General features: G+C 69.9%; 3 protein-coding genes (1 of these 3 only partly in view). All 3 read left to right on the top strand.

Going from position 1 to position 21088, the window contains the following annotated elements; all coding sequences use genetic code 11:
- Tightly spaced (each overlapping or abutting the next), the 3 genes in view from FB473_RS06295 to FB473_RS06305 form a layout consistent with a single transcriptional unit that may run on beyond the window.
- Positions 1-10356, top strand: coding sequence for an SDR family NAD(P)-dependent oxidoreductase (locus FB473_RS06295; protein WP_167165670.1), 10356 nt, complete (start codon positions 1-3; stop codon positions 10354-10356).
- The gene (locus FB473_RS06300) at positions 10349-19219 is read left to right on the top strand and encodes an SDR family NAD(P)-dependent oxidoreductase (RefSeq protein WP_167165672.1); all 8871 of its coding nucleotides are present in this window, start codon (positions 10349-10351) and stop codon (positions 19217-19219) included. The genes FB473_RS06295 and FB473_RS06300 overlap by 8 nt, the downstream gene beginning before the upstream one ends.
- A protein-coding gene (locus FB473_RS06305; protein ID WP_167165674.1) for an alpha/beta fold hydrolase crosses the window boundary here: on the top strand, positions 19203-21088 show its 5' portion. Its footprint extends 6352 nt past the window's final position; the window shows 1886 of its 8238 coding nt (coding positions 1-1886); the start codon lies at positions 19203-19205; its stop codon lies beyond the right edge, outside the window. The genes FB473_RS06300 and FB473_RS06305 overlap by 17 nt, the downstream gene beginning before the upstream one ends.

Raw genomic sequence — 21088 nt, forward strand, 5'->3', positions numbered from 1 at the left:
GTGCGGCGCATACGCCTCGAGGACTTCTGGATGCGCGACCATCGGGTCGGCTCCGAGCACATCTTCCCCGGCGTCGGTTACGTGGAACTGGCGTTGTCGTCCTCGGGCGTGGCCGACGACCCGAGCCGCCCGGCGGTCGAGATCGCCGACGTCGGTTACCGTCAGCCTCTCGTCCTGTCGGAAGATCGCCCCGCGCGGGATCTGCGCCTCGAGTTCCCCGGGGGACGGGTCGGGGGGAGTTTCGAGATCGTCTCGGCGGCCGGGGATTCGCGGGTCGTGCACTGCTCGGGTCGCATCAGGCCCGCAGGGCAGGTCTCGCGGTTCGCCGCCCATCCCGATCACATCGACCCCGCCGACCTGTTCGGAGGGTTCGCTCGGACGACACCCGGGCACGCCTGCTACCAGGAGATCGCGCGCACGGGGCTCATGCTCGGCCCGTCCTTCAACGCCATCGCGACGATCGCGTCCGACGAGGACCGCGTCGCCGCCCGGATCGTCCTGCCGGAGGCACTGGCCGCCCGCTACGACGAGTTCGACCTGCACCCGTCGGTGTTCGACGGTGCTCTTGAGATCGTCTACCGCCTCGCCGACGCCTCGGCGCTGTCCATGCCCGCAGGGATCGAGCGGATCGGATTCTTCGAGAAGCCCGAGCAGGAGTGCATCGCCTATGCGACGCGATCGGCTGAGCAGCGGCCCGGTGAACTCCGATACGACGTGAGCATCTTCCAGCCTGATGGGAGGCGAGCCGTGGCGGTCGAGGGCTTCACGTTCAAGGACCTCACGGCGAGCGGCCCGGCGGCCACGGCTCCGCCGGCGGCGCAGTACTTCACGCTCACCGCCGTGCCCGAACCGTGTCACCAGGGCGACGCCGCGGCGGACATCCCGGCGGGCCTGCTCCTGGTCAACGGCTCCGAAGACCTCACCGAGTCCCTCGCCGCGGCCGTGCCCGTCGCGGCGCTCGACCACCCGGCCCTCGCGACGACGCCCCGTCCGGGGGACAGGCATTCCATGATCCCCGTGCTGTCGGTCGACGACGACCTGTCGGCGGTCGACGCGGTCGTCGTCGACCTCGGTGTCCCGGCCGGGCAGGTGATGCCCGCGCGGCATGCGGAACTACTGCACGCGGGCCTGCTTGCCGTCGAGCAGGACCTCGTGCGGCTCGCTCCGCGGGCACGCCAGGTCGTCGTGGTGGACGCCGGTGCGAACGAGCCGATCGCGAGGGCCCTTCATGCGTTCGCCCTGACCATCGGCCTGGAGGCGCCCTGGACGACCGTCACGGTCGTGGCGACCGACGCCCGGGGGCCGGAGCGCTCCGCGCAGGTCCTCGACGAGCTCGGACGCGGGGAGAACGCGGTGCGCGGCCTCGTGTCGTACGAGGGAGGCGTCCGCCGCGTGCTGCGGACGACACGGCTCGACGGGGCCCAGAACGGTTCGCTCGCGCGGGCGGCAGGGACCGGCGTCTTCGTCGTCACGGGCGGGACGGGCGCGATCGGACGGATGGTGTCCGAGGAACTCGCGCGCGAGTCGAACACCGTCGTCCTGCTGGGCTCGCGCCGGCCCGACGAGTCGACGGCCCGGCAACTCGAGGCCATCAGGCGCCGCGGCGCACACGCGGAATACCACGCGGTCGACCTGCGGGACGAGTCGGAGGTGCGGGACGTCCTGGACGGCGTCGAGCGCACCTGTGGCGCCATCGCCGGGGTGTTCCATCTCGCCGGCACGACCGCAGACGCACGCCTGGCCGACAAGGACCCCGATCGGAGTGCGGCGGTGCTCGCTCCCAAGGTGTCGGGGACCACGGCGATCGCCCGGGCGCTTCGGGGCAGGGGCGCCCGCTTCCTCCTGCTCGCCTCGTCCCTGGCCGCCGTCACGGGCAACGTCGGCCAGGAGGACTACGCCTTCGCCAACGGATTCATGGACGGGCTGGCGGTCTCGGCGTCCGGGGAGGACGACTTCAGGACCGTCACGGTCAACTGGTCGGTCTGGGAGGACGGGGGCATCCACATCGACGGCAACGTGCTGTCGATGTTCCGCGACGCCTTCGGCATCGTCCCCCTCACCCGTGAGCAGGGGATCGGCAGCATCGCGGCCGCGTTGACCCACCGCGTGCCGCAGGTCGTCGTCGCCGCCGGGGACGCTCGCAAGATCGAGGAGCATCTGGGTGTGGTGGACGCGGCGCGAGTGCCCGCCGACGCGGACCAGGCGGTCGCGGATGCCGTCGACGACGTGGTGCTCCGCGAGCATGCCTCGGCGAGGCTCCGGCGCATCGTGATCGACTCGATCAAGCTCGCCGAGGAGGACTTCGACCCGGACCGCTCGGTGCAGGACTACGGCTACACCTCGCTCACGATGGTGGACCTGGCGAACACCATCAACCGCAGCTTCGGCGTCTCGGTGACTCCCGCGCTCTTCTTCTCGGCCGGCACGGTCAACCAGCTCGCCGACCACCTCGTGAAACGCGACCGCGACGCCCTCATGCGGTCGTACCGGCCGGAGACGGCCGGTACCGGCACGCCCCGGACGCGGGCCGCGGGCGACCCGGCGTCCGTACCCCGCCCGACCGGCACGGTGGCTGGTGAGACGCCCGCGGCCCCGACCACGCGTGATGACGCGGCGTTCGCCATCGTGGGCATGGACGTCACCATGCCGGGTTCGGCCGACGTCCACGCCTACTGGGAGCACCTGGTGGCACGGGACTGCATGGTCACCACGGTGCCGGAGGACCGCTGGGACTGGCGCAGGCTGGACGACGACCTGCGTGCCGCCGGTCAGGCGCCGATCTCCCATTTCGGCGGGTTCATGGACTCGGTCCACGACTTCGATCGGGCCTTGTTCGGGATCTCGCCCCGTGAGGCGGTCCTGATGGATCCGCAGCAGCGCCTGGCGATGGAGTCGGTCCGCAAGACGGTCGAGAGCGCCGGATACCGCGTCGCCGACCTCGCGGGCAGCCGGACAGGCATTTTCATGGGCGTGGCGACCATGGACTACTCCGACCTCCTGCAGGAGGCGGGCACCCCGATCGACGCCTACACCTCGACGGGCGCGTCCCACAGCGTGCTCGTCAACCGCATCTCGTTCGCCTTCGACTGGAGCGGGCCGAGCGAGCCGGTCGACACCGCGTGCTCGAGCTCGCTGGTGGCCATCCACCGCGCCTGCGAGGCGATCAGGAGCGGGTCCTGCGACGCGGCGATCGCCGGCGGGGTGAACGTGATCGTGAGCCCCCTGCTCCACACCGCGTTCTCACGTGCGGGAATGCTCTCGCCCACCGGCTTGTGCCACAGTTTCGACGCCCAGGCCGACGGCTACGTGCGAGGGGAGGGCGTCGGTTCGATTCTCATCAAGCCCCTCGCCGACGCGGTCCGGGACGGGGACGCGATCCTGGCGACCATCAGGGGCACGGCCGTCAACCACGGGGGCAGGGCGTCCTCGCTCACCGCGCCCAATCCGCACGCCCAGGCGCGGGTGATCAGCGACGCCTGGCGGGAGACCGGCGTCGAGGCGTCCGGCATCGGTTACATCGAGGCCCACGGCACCGGGACGAAGCTCGGCGACCCCGTAGAGATCGACGGTCTTCGCGAGGCGTTCTCGTTGCTGTCCGGCACCGGTGAGCTCCCAGCCGGGGCGGAATGCTCGGTGGGAACCGTCAAGGCCAACATCGGTCACCTCGAAGCGGCGGCGGGGATCGCCGGTGTCGCCAAACTCGTCATGATGCTCCGGGAAGGCGTCATCCCGGGCCATCCGACTCTCGGCGAGGTGAACCCCTACGTCGACCTCGAGGGGTCCGGATTCGTCATCCAGCGTGAGACACGCTCGTGGGAGCGCGCCCGGAGCGGCGACGGTGAAGAGTTACCCCGGGACGCGGGGATCAGCTCCTTCGGCTTCGGCGGTGCGAACGCCCATATCGCGATCGAGGAGTATCCGAGAACCCCGCGCCGTGTCTCCCCGCCGCGGGCCACCGGCGAGATCCTGGTCTTCTCCGCGCGCACGCCGGAGTCGCTCGCCCGGCACATCGAGCGACACACCCGCTTCTTCTCGGCGCTCGCGGACGGGGCCCCGTCCCTGGCCGACGTCGCCTTCACGCTGCGGGAAGGGCGCGAGGCCTACCGATACCGCGCGCTGTTCGTCGTGGACGGCGCGACCCCGGCGGCCGCATCCGGACAACTCCGCGACGCGATGGCCGGTCGTCGCCCCGGCCAGGTGTTCGGTTCGGAGGATTTCGATGTCGCGAGGGACCGTCCCGCGTTGCTGGAAGCCCTCGGCTTCGACGCGAGGATCACCGAGGTCGCCTCGGGCTACCTGCGGGGCGAGGACGTGGACTGGGGCCTGCTGAGACCGGTCGATGCCCGGCGCGTCCTGCTGCCCAATGTTCCGCTGAAGCGCACCCGGTGCTGGCCCGTGGAGGTCGCCCCGGCCTTTCGTACGGCGCTGGGCCTGCCCGCCGTGGAGCGGGGTGACGGGCGGCGTCCGGCGGCGTCCGATGCCGATCCCTCCCGTGAGCGGGTCGCCGGCTCGCTTCATCCCATGATCGACTCCGCCGAACGCGGCGGCTCCGGCACAAGGTTCCTCAAGGCGCTCGACCCCTCCGATTTCTTCCTCGCCGATCACGTCGTCAACGGGAAGACCATCCTGCCGGGGGCGGCCTATGTGGAACTCGCCCGCGCGGTGGCCCATGAGCTCGGCCTCCCCGAGCAACTCACGATCTCGCGCCTGGTCTGGGAGAACGTCCTCGAACTCGACGGCGGGGAACAGACGATGATCGTGAACCGCGCCGGGCCGTCGGTGGGGGACGGCCTCGACCTCGTCGTCAGCAGCGAGTCCTCCTGCGGCGTCGTGGAGCACTGCACGTGCACGGTGACCCCGGGCCTGTCGAGTTCGCCACGGGTGTTCGACCTCGGTGAGCTGATGGCGAGCGGGGAGCGCTCGCTGTCGAGGGAGTACTGCTACGACACGCTCTACCGGCGCGTCGGCTTCGACTACGGACCGAGCTTCCAGGTGACGCAGACCGTCCGCTCCGGAGCGTCCAGTGCCGTCGCCGAGCTTCGCCTCCCCGACATTCCTGGCGTCGACGACCCCCGGTTCGTCCTTCACCCCTCGCTCATCGACGGAGCCATCCGCTCCATCGCGGGCATCGCGAACCAGCGGCACAGCTCCACCTACATTCCCTTCTCCGTCGAGCGGATCGAGGTGTTCGCCCCGTGCCCGCCGCACTGCTACTCGATCTCGCGGATCGCGAGCGAACCGGGTGGAAGCATCCGCACCATGCTCTTCGACGTGTCGGTGACCGACGAGTCGGGCAACGAATGCGTGCGCTTCACGAACCTCATGGTGCGCGGGTTCTCGAAGGGTCGGGACGAGGACGACCAGGAGTTCGTCCTCACGTCGCGATGGGTCGACGCCGACGCGGTGCGGCCCGCCGGGCCGGCCCCCTCGTCCGGCTCGGTCATGGTCGTGTCGCGGAGCCCGGAACACGTCGAGGGCCTCGCGAGGGTGATCGCCTCCGATCTGGGACGCGACGTGGTCCCGGTCGTCCACCAGGAGCGACCCGGTCGAGGCGGACCCGACACGTTCGCGGTGGGGGGTGATCTCGACGCGGGGCTGGCATCGGTCCTGCGCACCATCGAGGCGCAAGGGCGGATGCCTTCCGATGTCGTCGTCGACCTGAGCGGGTACGCCGAGGCGGAACGCGACGTCTGCGCGGGGAGCGGCATCACACTGCTGGTGGCGCTCGCCCGCGCCCTGTCGCCCGCGACCGGACGGCGCTGCCACCTCACCGTCTTCCACCCACGGGGGACGAGCCCTCGGGCACTGCTGCCCGCGGCGACCGCCGGCTTCGCACGATCCATGACCGTCGTCGCCCCGAGGCTCCACTGGACACTCGTGGAGGTGGAGCAGGGGGTCTCTCTCGCGCGGGCGGCGTCCGAGACCCTCGCGCTCGCGCCACACGCATCGGGCACCCGGCAGCGGGTCGCGGCAGACGCGCGGCAGGTCGAGGTCTTCGAGCGTCTCGCCGATCACGAACTCATCGGGGGTCGCTCGTCCCTGCACGAGGGAGCGGTCTGCGTGATCACCGGCGGCATGGGACGCATCGGGCTCGCACTCGCGCGCCGGCTCTCGCGGAAGTACCGCATGAGGCTCGCGCTGGTCGGCCGGCGAGGCATCGACGGGCAGATCGAGGCCGAGCTGTCCGCTCTGGACTCGCTGGGCGGGCAGGCAGCGTACTTCCCCTGCGACGTGACCCGGGCCGAGTCGGTCGACGAGGTCCTCGCCGCCGTGAGAGACCGGTGGGGCAGGGTGGACGGGGTCGTCCACGCGGCGGGCGTGATGAGCGACGCGATGATCTTCGAGGCCGACGACGAGGACAAGGAACGCGTCCTCGCGACCAAGATCGCCGGGGCGGTGAACCTCGACATTTCCACCGCCGGGGACGATCTCGACTTCTTCGTGATGTTCTCGTCGGTCTCGAGCCTCATCGGCGATCGGGGAACCTGCACCTACGGCGCTGCCAACGCCTACCTCGACGCCCTGGCCGAGGCACGCGAGGAACTCCGCACAAGGGGCGAACGAGCCGGCAGGAGCCTGTCGATCGACTGGCCGATGTGGGCCGACGGAGGCATGCCGGTGCCCGGCACCCCCGAGGGCTTCTTCGAGGAGACCGGGATGCTCCTGCTCGAGACCGAGGCCGGTCTCGACCTCTTCGAGTGGATGATGACACTCGACCACGAGCGGCTGATGTATGTGCGGGGGCGTTCGTCCACCATCCGGCGGGTCTTCCAGCTCGACGAGAGGAACCCGCGACCACGCGGTGACCTCGCGGCTCGGCACACCGGCGAGGCGGGGCCGCGCGGAGCAGCGGGCGACGACGCGTCCGGCGCGTTGCGACAGCTGTGTGTCGGCCATCTGACGTCGCTCCTCGCCGGGGTCAGCGGGTACACCGTGACCGAGATCGACGAGGATCAGGAGTTCGAGGACTTCGGCATCGACTCGCTGATGATCCTCGATCTCAACGAGCGGCTCGCCGCCGACTTCCCGGATCTCGAACGAACGATCTTCTTCGAGTACAACCGCATCTCCCGGCTGGCCGACTACCTGGTCGCCGAGCGCACGGCCGACGTGCGCGCGCTGGCCGCACGCATCGCGCCCCCCACCCCGGCTGTCGCGGGGGACGGCGGTGTGGTCGTCGTTGGGACGCCGCAGGAGGCCGCGGTATGCCCGGTCGCCGCGCCCGACCACACGGACGAGCCGATCGCGATCATCGGGATGAACGGCCGCTTCCCGGACGCCGGATCGGTGGACGCGTTCTGGCGCAACCTGCGCGAAGGGCTCGACAGCATCATCGAGGTGCCGGGCGACAGGTGGGACCACCAGAAGTTCTTCACCGAGGAGTACCGGGACCGCACCGCCATCTACGCGAAATGGGGCGCCTTCCTCGACGACGTCGCGGGCTTCGATCCGCTGCTCTTCAGGATCACCCACGCCGACGCACGGCACATCGATCCGCAGGAGCGGCTCTTCCTCGAAAACGTGTACGGCACCATGGAGGACGCGGGCTACTGCGCCTTCCCCGAGGACCCGGTGGCGGTCGGGGTCTTCGTCGGCGTCATGTACGGCCACTACCAGCTCCTGGCGCTGGAGCGGACGCTTCGGGGCGCCGAGACCGTCACGAGCTCGGCGTACGCGTCGATCGCCAACCGGGCCTCGTACGTGTTCAACTTCTCGGGTCCCAGCATCGCCGTCGACACGATGTGCTCCTCGTCCCTCACCTCGATCCACCTGGCCTGCGAGGCGCTGCGGAGGGACGAGTGCACCATGGCGATCGCCGGTGGCGTGAACGTCACCGTCCACCCCGACAAGTACCGGTTCCTGAGCGCCCAGCATTTCGCCGCAACCGACGGCAGGTGCCGGGCCTTCGGCGAGGGAGGTGACGGCTACGTGCCGGGCGAGGCGGTCGCCTCGGTGCTGCTCAAGCCGCTGCGTGATGCGGAGCGGGACAACGATCACATCTACGCGGTCATCCGCGGCAGCGCGATCAACCACGGCGGAAAGACCAACGGCTACACCGTCACGAATCCCAATGCGCAGGCCGCCGTCATCGGTCGTGCTCTCGAGAAGTCCGGAGTCTCCGCACGCGACGTGACCTATGTCGAGGCCCACGGCACGGGTACCCAGCTCGGGGATCCCATCGAGATCCGCGGGCTGGTCAAGGCGTTCTCGGCGGACACCGATGAGACCGGCTTCTGCCGGATCGGCTCGGTGAAGTCCAACATCGGCCACGCGGAGGGCGCGGCGGGCATCGTCTCGCTCATCAAGACCGTGGCACAACTCCGCAACCACGAGATCGCACCGTCCCTGCACAGCGAGGTCCTCAATCCACAGATCGACTTCGCTCGCACCCCTTTCGTGGTCGCTCAGGGCGTTCAGGAGTGGAAGCCGACGGGGACCGAACACGACGGCGTCCACGGGACGCTGATCGCCGGGGTGAGCTCGTTCGGCGCCGGAGGGTCCAACGCGCACCTCGTGGTCGAGGAGTATCCCGGCCTCCCCGAGGGCGGCCGGGAGGCTTCCGCGTCCGGTCAGGAAGCCCTCATACCGTTGTCCGCACGCAATCAGGCGGGAATGGAGCGGTTGCTGGCGGCATGGGAGTCGTACCTGACCGGGGCGGACGATGGCGCCGCGGCAGTGCCGTCGGTCGCGGACGACGTCATCGCCGCGGTCGCCGACCTCCTCCGCGTACCCGACGCCGGTCAGATCGACGCGAGTCTCTCGCTGGACGAGATCGGCATCGACTCGTTCTTGTGCGACGGCCTGACGAGCAGGATCCTCGAGTGCTCCGGCGTGCGCGTGACATGGGGCGAGATCGCCCACCTCGAGTCCCTCGCGGACGTCGCGCACTACGTGGACGCGCGCCGCGAGCCCACGGCCGCGGCATCGCACCTGGCCGGCGGGCTCCCCGCCTGCCGCGACATCGCCTTCACCATGCAACGGGGCCGGATACCCCATCAGGGCGCGCGCGCCGCGCTCGTCGTGAGGACCCACGAGGAACTGCTCGCCGGAATCCGGATGCTGCGGCAAGGCGAGACCTCGGCGAGGGTCTTCTCCTCGGCACAGCCCGGCTCCGAGGTGCGGCTCACCAAGCAGGAGGTCGCGGAGCTCGTCTCCCGGCGTGATCTTCGAGGCGTCGCGCGAGCCTTCGTCCAGGGTGCCCGAGTGACCTGGGAGGGACTCGTCCCCGACGGTGCCGCCCCGCGGCGAGTGAGCCTGCCGCTCTACCCCTGCGAACGCCAGCCGCTCTGGCTGGACCCGCTGCCACCGGTCGAGGCCGCGTCCGTGGCCGTCGACCGCAAACTCGCACCCCTGGTCGACGAGAACGTGTCGACGCTCGACACGACGCGCTTCCTGACCAGGCTCGACCCCTCCTTCGGCGCGATACACGATCACGTCATCCAGGGGTCGCCCCTGATGCCCGGAGCCCAATACCTCGAGATTCTCGCGGAGGTCGCCGGACTCGCCTGCGGAGAAGAGGTGACCACCGTCCGCAACGTCGTCTGGCGCACCCCGACGGTGGTGAGCCGGCCGCGAAGCATCTACGCCGACCTGGCCCGGGGCAGTGAAGGCATCACGGTCAGCCTGTGCGCCGACGTCCCCGATGGAAGGAACTACGCCTTCCAGGCGCAGATCGCCGCCTGCGGGGCGCGAGAGCCTTCCTCCGGGCGGGTCGACATCGGCTCCTTGGCCTCGGGCACGGGATCAAGACTCGGCAAGGATGCGGTCTACGAGAGGTTCGCCGAGGCCGGGATGGACTACGGCCCACGGATGCAGCCGATCGAGGAGACGTTCGTGGGTGAGACCGAGGTGCTGGCCCGTCTGCGCCTGCCACGCGACTGGGATCGCGGATCGTCCTACGACCTGCACCCCAGCCTCCTGGACGGGGCCTTCCAGGCGGTGGCGGTCTCGGCCATGGGCCCCGGGCATGCCGGGACGGCGAGGCGCGCGACCGTTCCCCTCGGGCTCGACTCGCTGACGATCCATGCTCCGATCCCCGACGAGTGCTACGTCCATGTGACGCCGGGGTCGGGTGGCACCTTCGCCGAGGCTCAGGCTCGCAAGCTGACCAAGTACTCGGTCAGGATCCTCGACACCCGGGGGAACGCCGTCGTCGACATCGACGGCTTCTCGGGAATGGCGGTCCCCGGCCCGAAAGACGCCGAGACCGTCTCGCGCCCGACCCGTCCCGTCGCCGAATCCCGCGAACGGGACGACGCGCACGACCGATCGATTCTCGGTCTTCTCACGGCACTCGAAAAGGGTGCGGTCTCACCCGAACTCGTCACGAAAGCGCTGAGTGAGCATGATGCCTAATCTGAGTCAGAACGAGATCGTCGCGGCCGTCGCCGAGAAGCGCATGACCGCTCAGCAGGCGTACGAGCTCCTCCGGACGGCAGACGAGCCGTACCCCCAACCCGGCCCCACCGACCGGCCCGTGCATTTCGAGCGCATCGTGGTCACGCGCTCATGGTCGCAGCTCGAAGCGTCCGACCCCCGTGTGCCCGATAGCCGCGAGCCGGGCCTGATCCTCGTGGCGCCCGGAGCGTATGCCGCCCACGACGTCTCCCGGATCGCCGGGGCGGAGTCGTCGGTCGTCATCGATCTGCCGACCCTGCCCGGCGGCGCGTCCGGCGACCAGCAGTTCGCCGACTTCTGGGAGGGACGCGTCGTCGCCCGGCTGCACGCCTCGGACGAGCTGTCGGTCGTGTTCTCGGCCGCGGGCGCGACGACGACGAACCCGGACACGGCGCTTCTGTTCCGCCTCACCCAGGCGGTGCTCCGCACCCGCACCCCGAACGACCTGCGGATCGTGTTCCACGTCCTGCGTTCCGACGACCGTGCCCTGGCCTGGGCGCAGGGGTGCGCGTCCTTCATGCGCTGTGTGCACCTCGAGAACCCGCGCGTGTCCTCGCGGGTCGTCCTCATGGACCGGCCGCTCGACGCCACGACGTATCGGTGGCTCGCCCGTGCCACGGCCTCGGACGTCCCTGCCCCAGGCGGCGGGCTGGTCCGTGTCGACGACCGGGGACAGTGTTGGGTGCTCGACACGGACCTCGACGAACCTCAGCCGGGCCGGGTCCCGGTGGGTCCCGGGATCGAGAGCACCGCGTTCGTCATCACCGGCGGCACGGGCGGGCTCGCCCGCGTCCTCGCGCCCGAGCTCGTGCGCCGTGGTGCGCCCGCCGTGGTGCTGTGCGGCCGGAGGCGCCGGGAGCAGCTGGACGCCGGTCTCGTCGGCGTCCTCGAACGAGGCCACGGTGCGATCTCGTACGTGAGCTCCGACCTGGGCAGTGACGAGGAGGTCATGCGCCTGCTCGGGGACGCGCGCGCCACCACGGAAGGGCTGTGCGTCGTGCACGCTGCGGGCGTCCGTAACGACGCCTTCGTGATCAAGCAGGACGTCGCGACGTTCCTCGAGACCGCGGCCCCGAAGACCGACCTCCTCGACATGCTGATGGCGGCCGTCCGGCGCGTGCCCGGCGCGTTGTTGGTTGCCTTCTCCTCGGTCGCGGCACTGCTGGGCAATCCCGGCCAGTCGGCGTACGCCTTCGCGAACGGATACATGGACGGCCTCGCCCTCGACGAGCCCCGGCGGGGCGACGGGGGCGGTAGGTTCCTGTCGATCGGCTGGCCGCTGTGGGACGAGGGCGGCATGCGGATCGACGGACAGGCCCAGGACCTGATGCGGTCGAGGACGGGCATGGTCCCGTTGGGCACCGATGCGGGCGTCGACTTCCTGCTCGGGGAGATCGACGGTGGCCGGACCGGGAGCGAGGCCCTGCTCTGGGGCGTCGGGGAGCTCATCGAGGACTCCCTCCGGCCCGGCGGGCGGGCGGGAGCGGGGGGACAGCAGGCATCCGGGGTGGTCGCCGGGGACATCCGTGGCGACAGACCGCCGACCTCGACGGCACCGGTGACCACGCTCGGGGTCGCATCCGAGGAATTGCACCGGCGCACCTGCCGGTTCCTGGTGCAGGTCATCTCGTCGGTCACCGAGATACCCGCATCGGACATCGTCCTCGACGAGCCGTTCGACCAGTTCGGCCTCGACTCGATCGTCGCGATGCGGATCGGCGACGAACTCGAGCGGAACTTCGACGGTCTGCCCAAGACCCTGCTGTTCGAGTACCAGAGCATCAACGAACTCGCGGGCTATTTCACCGAGACCCACGCACAGACCCTCGGTTCCCTGCTGGGGATCGATCCGCAACCACGGCCCCCCGCCGAGCGTGACCAGGCGAGTCCGGTCGCCGAGCCGGTCGCGGACGAGCGGTCCGGCTCTGCCCCGATCCCCGCGGTCGCCGTCGTGGACCGGCCTGTGGCAAGGCAGACCGACCCGCGACCGGCGCGACAGGAGACCGACGGCATCGCGATCGTCGGACTGGCCGGCCGCTACCCGCAGGCGGAGTCGGTGGAGGAGTTCTGGCAGAACCTCGTCGGGGGCGTGGACTCGATCACCGAGATCCCCGAGACCCGGTGGGATCGCGAGGAGTTCTTCTCCGCCAAGAAGGGCGAACTCGGGCGCACCAACAGCAGGTGGGGTGGATTCCTCGACGGGATCGATCAGTTCGACCCCCGCCTGTTCCACATCAACGCCCGCGAGGCCGCGATCATGGACCCCCAGGAGCGCCTGTTCCTGGAGACGGTCTGGACCGCGGTCGAGGACGCGGGTTACTGCCTCAGCGACCTGCGTGGCCGTCGCGTGGCCGTGTTCGCCGGTGCGATGTACACCGAGTACCAGATGCTGCCCTCGTACGCCGAGGGACGGCTCATCGCCCATTCGAGCCTGCATTCCTCGATCGCGAACCGGGTCTCGTACTACTTCGACCTCAACGGGCCCAGTGTCGCGCTGGACACGATGTGCTCCTCCTCGCTGGTCGCCGTCCACTACGCCTGCCGCGCCATCCTCGACGGCGAGGCGGCGATGGCGATAGCCGGCGGGGTCAACGTCTCGCTCACACCCGAGAAGTACCTGTTCCTCAGCCAGGGGAACTTCCTCTCGTCCGACGGGAGATGCCGGGCGTTCGGCGCCGGTGGCGACGGGTACGTCCCGAGCGAGGGCGTCGGAGCGGTCGTCCTGAAGCGGGTCACCGATGCCGTTCGCGACGGCGACCACATCTACGGCGTGATCCGGGGCTCCGCGGTCAACCATGACGGGAAGACCAGCGGGTACACCGTCCCGAGCCCGAAGGCCCAGGCCGACGTCATCTCGCGGGCGCTGGCCGCCGGAGCGGTGGATCCCGCGCGGGTCTCCTACGTCGAGGCACATGGCACGGGCACGGAACTGGGGGATCCGATCGAGATCTCCGGGCTCTCACAGGTCTACGCGGCCTCGCCGCCCGCCGGGGGACGCGCCACCCGGGCCATCGGCTCGGTCAAGTCCAACATCGGCCATGCCGAGTCCGCCGCGGGCATCGCGTCGCTGACCAAGGTCCTGCTTCAACTGCAGCACGCGGAACTGGTGCCGAGCATCCACGCCGACCAGCTCAATCCGATCATCGACTTCGCATCGGGCGGGTTCACCGTGCAGCGCGCCCACGAGCCCTGGGAGGCGTCCGGTGACGCGCGCCGCCTTGCGGGCATCTCCTGCTTCGGCGCGGGGGGGACGAACTGCCACCTGGTGGTCGAGGAGTATCCCGGGGCTCGTCTGGCCCCCAGCGAGGACCGACGTGTGTTCGTCCCCTTCTCGTCGGCCTCCGAGGAGCAGCTGCGTGCCCTCCTCGAGAAGTTCGTGAAGCACCTGAGGACCCCGGCCGGACGGTCGCTGCGCATGCAGGACGTCGCGTACACCATGCAACGGGGCCGGGAACGGATGCGGGTCAGCCTCGTCGTGTTCGCCCGGGACACCGACCAGCTGGTCGCCCGGATCGAGGACTTCCTCGCCCGCGGCCAGGATGGCCCCGACCTGATCTATCGGGCATCGCCCACGACCGACCCCGACACGGACTTCTTCTTCGCAGGGGAACTGGGCCGAGAGCTCATCGGGCGACTCGTCGAGCAGCGTCAGATGGATCAGCTCGCCCGGATCTGGCTCAAGGGCCTGCCGATCGAGGTCGAGCGTCTCTACGACGACTGCCGCAGGGTCTCGCTTCCGACCTATGTGTTCGACCATGCCTCCTACTGGATCCCCCAGGAGCCGAAGCGGGCATCGGCCGGAGGACTCACCGACGTGCTCGACAGCAACGACTCCGACCTCGACGGCGTCAGGCTCACCGCGACGTTCGACGCCGGTCCGGGGCGGAAGGCCCGCTTCGTCGACGAGCGCGGGGAGGTGTCCGCGTTCGCGGGCGCACACGCCGCGGAGGACTCGTTCCGGCAGCTGACGGGCCAGGCCGGCGACACGTTCAGCTATCTGCGGTTCCTGACGCGGGCGCAGGGTCCTGCTCCGATCACCTACGCCGTCCGCGCCGCCCGGGGAGGCCTCGGCGTCATCGTCGAGACCACGGGGCCCGACGGGGGGGTCGTCTTCCAGGCGAGCACCTCGGCTGCCGGCGAGCGTCCCGTCGAGGAACTTCCCGAGCGGCTCAGGCGGGCGGTCGACGAGTTGGTCACGCGCCGCGAGGCGGGCGATCCACAGGCGGGGTCCTCACCGGTCGAGGTACCCGGCGTGGACGACGCCCGCGTCCACATCCTCGACGCCGGGGTGGACGACCTGGGCTCCCCGCTCTCCGCGATCCTGGCCGGGTGCGTCCTGGCGCTGGGCGGGCAGGCCGGGCGTCCCGGCCTGCTGGAGGTCACGCACCTGGAACTCCTCTCCTCCGGCCGGGCCGATGTCGCGGTCGACAGGCGGGCGAGCGTCGGTTCCGGGCAAGACCTGGAGTTCTACAACTCACCGACCGGGCGGCTGATCGCCCGGGTCTCGGGGGTCACGCTGGCCGGCGAGACCCGGGAGGCCGCCGGTGTCCCGGCCGTCGAGCCCGGTGTCCTGGACGTCGTCCGCGACCGCGTCACCGACGACGGCGATGTCGAGGGATTCGTCCTCGACATCAGCGCGGACCTTTTCGGCGTCCCGCGGGAAAGACTCGACACCGCGGTGCCCTTCGACGAGTACGGGATGGACTCGGTGCTCATCGGTCGTTTCGCCGAGCGCATACGCACGAGATTCCCGCAGGTGCAGGACACGGTCCTCTTCGACAACGCCACGATCGGTGGCCTGGTCGATCATCTCCGCGCCCATTACGCTTCCCCGGCGTCCGGCATCGGGACCGATCCCGACGAACCGCCGACCGCGGCGCCCGCCGCAGGCCTCGTCGAGCCGGGCGTCCGGCCGGTCCGGGCGGCCGCCATACCGTCACTGATCCGCGGGGCCACGCACACCGAGGACGAGCCGGTCGCCATCATCGGCATGAGCGGTGTGTTCCCGGAGGCGCCCGACCTGGGGGCGTACTGGCACAACCTGCTGTGTGGGCGGGAGGCCATCTCGACGATCCCGATCGAGCGCTGGGACTATCGCCCGTTCTTCGACGCCGAGACCGACATACCCCGGCCGGGCACCGTGTACGCCCCCTGGGGTGGGTTCGTCGACGACCCGTTCGGCTTCGATAACAGGTTCTTCAACATCACCCCCGCCGACGCGGTCGTCATCGATCCGCAGGAACGCATGCTCCTGGAGACCGTGTGGCACACGCTCGAGGACGCCGGTGTGACGCGGAGCGTGCTCACGCGCCCGGCGGACGACGACCTTCAGGAGGACGTCGGGGTGTTCGTCGGCACGACGAGCCAGACCTACCAGTTCTGGGGGGTGGAGGAGTCGCTGCGGGGCAGGCCCGTCCTGACCAATGCCTCCCCGTGGTCGCTCGCGAACCGGGTGAGCTACTTCTTCGACTTCTCCGGGCCGAGCATGCCGGTGGACACCGCGTGCTCGTCGGGGTTGAGCGCCGTCCACCTGGCCATGGAATCCCTGCGCTCGGGTGAGTGCACGAGCGCGATCGCGGCCGGGGTCAACCTGTTCCTGCATCCGCTGAAGTACGTCTCGATGTGCCAGATGAAGATGCTCTCGCCGACCGGCCGGTTGAGTGCCTTCGGGGCCGACGCCGACGGATTCGTCCCGGGAGAGGGAGTCGCCGCGGTACTGCTGAAGCCGTTGTCGAAGGCACTCGCCGACGGCGACCGGGTCAGGGCGCTCATCCGCTCGTCGGCGGTCAACCACGGGGGGAAGACCAACGGGTACACGGTGCCCAGCGTGAGCGCGCAGGCCAGGCTGCTCAGGCGTGGCTGGGAGCGGGCGGCCATCGATCCGGCGAGTATCGGATACCTCGAGATGCACGGCACGGGCACCAGGCTCGGTGACCCGATCGAGGTCGAGGCCGCGGCACGCGCCATGGCCGCGTCCACCGACCGGAGGCGCTTCTGTGCGATCGGTTCGGTGAAGGCGAACATCGGGCACCTCGAGTCGTGCTCGGGCCTGGCGTCCCTGATCAAGGTCGTCAGGCAGATGGAGACGCGCACTCTGGCACCCACGATCAACGCGTCGCCGCTCAATCCCCGGCTCGAACTCGAGAACGGGCCGTTCTTCATCACCGAACAGCAGTTGCCGTGGGAGCCCGACGAACGCAGCGGCGTGCTCCGCGCCGGAATCAGCTCGTTCGGTGCCGGTGGCTCCAACGCCCACATCGTCGTCGAGTCGTTCGCGGGCCGTGGCCACAGCACGGTTCCCGCCTCGCCGCAACTCATCGTCTTGTCCGCACGGACCGACGACAGGCTCCCGCTCATGGCCGAACTGCTCGCCGACCACCTCGAGCGGCAGGCCGACGTGTCGCTGGCCGACGTCGCCTGGACGCTGCAGACGGGTCGGGAGCCGCTCGCGGCCCGTCTGGCGTTCGTGGCGTCGGACGTCTCCCACTGTGTTGCCGTGCTCCGGCAGGTGGCCACCGGAGCGGTCATCGAGGGGGTGGCCCGCACTCCGGAGGGGACGATCGGTCAGCCGGAATCCTCGCCCGCGGAGGTCACCCGGGGTCGTGCGGACGAGCAGAGCCTCGGACGTCTCGCCCAGGCGTGGACGCGCAAGGCCCACATCGACTGGGATTCGCTCCACGGCCGCCGGCCCGGCGTCGTCTCGCTTCCCGAGTACCCATTCGAGCACACGCACTACGTCGTCGAGCACGGGGTGAGGGAGCCGCTCGCGGCGATCGACGCCGAGCGGGTGGAGCGGACCGTTCGCGAGCGGCGGGAGGACCGTGCGGTTGACGAGGAGATCGGTTCGGTGCACCCGCAGACGAGCACGTACGTCCCTGTCTGGGACGAGTTCACCGACGACGGGCGGCCGGCGAAGTCCTGGGAGGGACGGGTCGTCACGGTGTTCGCCGACGAGACCTTCGCCGAACTGTCGGACGCCCTCGCGAACCGGCTGCGCGAGCACGGCGCCACCGTGTCGGTCCTCGACATGCAGAGGTGGGCCGAGGCCGATCGTTCCGTCTACGAGCGCTCGACCGACATCGTCCACCTGCCGCAACCGAGACGGGCCGGTGGGGACGACATCTGGAGCCTGACCGCTCTCGAATCCGAGCAGGAGCAGGCCTTGCTCGGATTCCTCGGCATCGTCCGGCGGGTCATGTCCCGTGGGGCCACGGCCGCAGGATGTGACCTCTACGTCGTGACGGACCGGGTGCACGATCTCGCCGGGGTGTCGCGGAGGCCCTACGGCGGCGGCGCGAGCGCCCTGCTCCGAAGTGCCGTGAAGGAAGGCGAGGGATTCCGGGGCGTCGCGATCGACTTCGACCTGTCCGACACCGCGTCCCACCTGGACGAGGTCTGCTCCCACGTCCTCGGCACTGCCTGCACCGAGGACGTGGAGGAACTGCTCGTGCGGGACGGACGAGCACACGTGCTGCGGCTCGCGGGTTCGCGGCTGCCTCTCGCCGGACGCGAGCCGATCGCGCCGGGAAGCGTCCACGTCATCGTCGGGGGCCTCGGATCGGTCGGCTTCGCCTACGCCGATCACCTGGTCCATGCCTGCCACGCGCGCGTGTGCCTGGTGGGGCGTTCGCCGCTCTCGGCGGACACGCGCAGGCTCCTGGCCCGTCTCGGCGATTCCGGCGTCCACTACCTCTATCGGGCTGTCGATGCGACCGACGACGAGGCCCTGCGCGCGGTACTGGAGGAGGTCGTGCAGCGGTGGGGTGCCGTCGACGGCCTCGTCCACAGCGCGATGGTCTTCGACGAGACGGCTGTCGCCGACATGTCGGAGGAGACCTTCCGTTCGGTGCTGAGGCCCAAGACCCGTGTGGTGCAGGCCATGCTGAAGGCCGCTCGTGGGCTCGAGATCGGGCACGTCCTGGCGTTCTCGTCGTCGCAGACCTACCTGGGAACCAGGCATCGGGCGCACTACGCCGCCGCCTGCGCCTCGTTGCGGGCGTACCTGGACGCCGCGCGAGAGGCGCTCGGGGTTTCCGTCCATCGCATCGACTGGGGTTTCTGGGGCACTGACAAGGGACGACGCATCGACCGGTCGTACGAGGACTTCCTCGCCGTTCGTGGGGTGCGCCCGATCGGTGAACACGACGGTATGGACGTCGTCATGAGGGTGCTGTCCAACTCGCTTCCCGAGACCACGGTCCTGACGGTCAGCGAGCGGGTGAAGTCCCACATCCACATCCTCACGGAAGCCGGCATCCCCGGATCGGCCCTCGAAGCGCCGCCTGGGGAATCGGGTGTCCGGCGGGCCCCGCGCCGCGCCCCGGCCGGGGACCGGCCTCAGGGGCCGCAGCCGGGAACCGCGGAGCCGGGGCAGGAACGGTTCGCGGAGAAGGCCGCGCAACCGCCGGAGGGCATCGGGGACGTGGAGGCTCAACTCGTTCGCCTGCTCGCCGAGGTGATCTCGGCGTCCGAGGCCGACATCGACCCCTCCGCCTCGTTCATGGACATCGGCCTCGATTCGATCTCGGGGCTGAAGTTCGTGCGTGCGGTGGCCGACGCCTGGTCGATCGACCTGGGGGACACGGTCGTCTTCGACTTCCCGACGATCGCGAGCCTGAGCGAGCACATCCTCGACACCTACGGCGACCAGCTCCGCGCGTCGCACGCGGAGCCTCCCCGGGCAGGCGCGAATCCCACGGAACCACCGCAGGTCGCCGACGAGGACCACAGCGAGGTCTTCGCCCTGTTCAAGATGCTCGAATCCCGGGAGATGACCCCGGACGACCTGATGGCAATGGGAGACGATGACCATGCGCTCTGAGCGACGCAAGGAACTGATGGAACTCGTCTACGCGGGCAAGCTCACCGCCGCGGAGGCGACGGCCCGCTACCTCGAACTCGAGACCTCCGAGCAACCCTCACAGGTCAGTCCCCACGATGTCGCCGTCATCGGGATGTCGGGACGCTTCCCCGCGGCCGACGACGTGGACGAGTACTGGGAACTGCTTCGCGACAACCGTTCCGCGATCGTGGACGTGAAGTCGCGCTGGCCACAGATCGACGAGTTCTACTCGGCGGATCTCACGGACTCCTCGCGTGCGCACAGCCGCTGGGGCGGGCTGATGAACAACATCTTCGACTTCGACCCGCTCTTCTTCGAGCTGTCACCGCGTCAGGCCCAGCTCATGGAACCCCGCCAGCGGCTGCTGCTGATGGAGAGCTGGAAGGCGTTCGAGGACGCGGGCTACAGCCGGGGGGAGCTCGACGGCAGGAACTGCGGCGTGTTCGTCGGGTGCGAGGGCAGCTCGGACTACTTCGACGACATGGTGCGCGAACGCATGGACGGGAACGCCGTCCTGGGTCACTCCAACGCCGTCCTGTCCGCGCGCCTCGCCTACTTCATGAACCTGAGGGGCCCGTCGATGACCGTCGACACGGCCTGCTCGTCGTCGCTGGTGGCGATACACCTGGCATGCCAGGCCATCCGCGACGGATCCGCCGACATGGCGTTGGCGGGCGGGGTGACGGTCATGCTGTCGATCGGCCAGCAGCTCCTGCAGAGCAGTATGGGAATGCTGTCGCCCGAGGGAAAGTGCAAGACCTTCGACGCCTCCGCGGACGGGTTCGTCCCCGCGGAGAGCGCGGCCGTGGTGGTGCTCAAGTCCCTGGAATCCGCGATCAGGGACTCCGACCACATCTACGGGGTCATCAAAGCCAGCACGGTCAACCAGGACGGGAAGACCAACGGCATCACCGCCCCGAGCTCGCACTCGCAGCAGGAGCTCATCGAGCGCGCCGTCGAGATGAGCGGCGTCGACCCCGCGGCGGTCCGCTACGTCGAGGCCCACGGCACAGGGACGCGGCTCGGTGACCCCATCGAGGTGGACGCACTGTCCCGGACCTATGGGGCGATGACAAGGCGAGGCACCACGGGGATCGGCTCGGTGAAGACGAACATCGGTCACGCGAGTGCCGCGTCCGGCGTCGCATCCCTCGTCAAGCTGCTGCTCGGCATGAAGCACGATCTGATTCCCGCGAGCATCAACTGTCACGAGCTGAATCCCCGCGTCCAGCTCGACGGCACCGGGCTCTACATCGTCCGCGAGAACGAACCGATGTTCCGGGGCGAGAAGGACGAGGTCATCACCGCGGTGAGTTCGTTCGGATACAGCGGCACGAACTGCCACCTCGTGGTGAGCTCGGCGCGCGGCTTCGGCGCAGGGCCGGTGCGCGACCCGCGTCCGGCGAGCCCGGACCCCCTGCCGTTCTTCGCCTCGGCCGCCACCCCGGAAAGCCTCCGGGCGCTCTGCGCGTCCTACGTCGAGTGGCTCGTGGCCCACGGTGACGACGTCGATCCCGCGCAGCTCTCCCTCCAGACGCTGGCCCTCCGCACGCCGATGAAGTTCCGGATCGTCCTGCCGTTCCGGACGATCCCCGAACTCGTGGACCTCCTGGCATCCGTCGGTGACGAGGCCGTCGTCGCCACGCGCAAGAACCAGGGGCGGGACGAGGCCGCCGCGCTCGACCAGGCCATCGGGAACTACCTCTCCGAGCCGGACCGCGACGCGGCCGGGCTCGCCGGTCTGCTCGGGCGGATCGCGTCCACCTATCTGCGAGGCGTCGACGGCCGGTATCACCGGCTGGTTGCGCTGGTCGACCGGCGGCTGCCTCTTCCGACCTACCGCTTCGC

The sequence above is a fragment of the Brooklawnia cerclae genome, assembly GCF_011758645.1.
GTDB classification, from domain to species: domain Bacteria; phylum Actinomycetota; class Actinomycetes; order Propionibacteriales; family Propionibacteriaceae; genus Brooklawnia; species Brooklawnia cerclae.

Coding starts and splice junctions, on each gene's coding strand:
- FB473_RS06300 (WP_167165672.1), top strand. CDS start 10,349: ATGCCTAATCTGAGTCAGAACGAGATCGTCGCGGCCGTCGCCGAGAAG.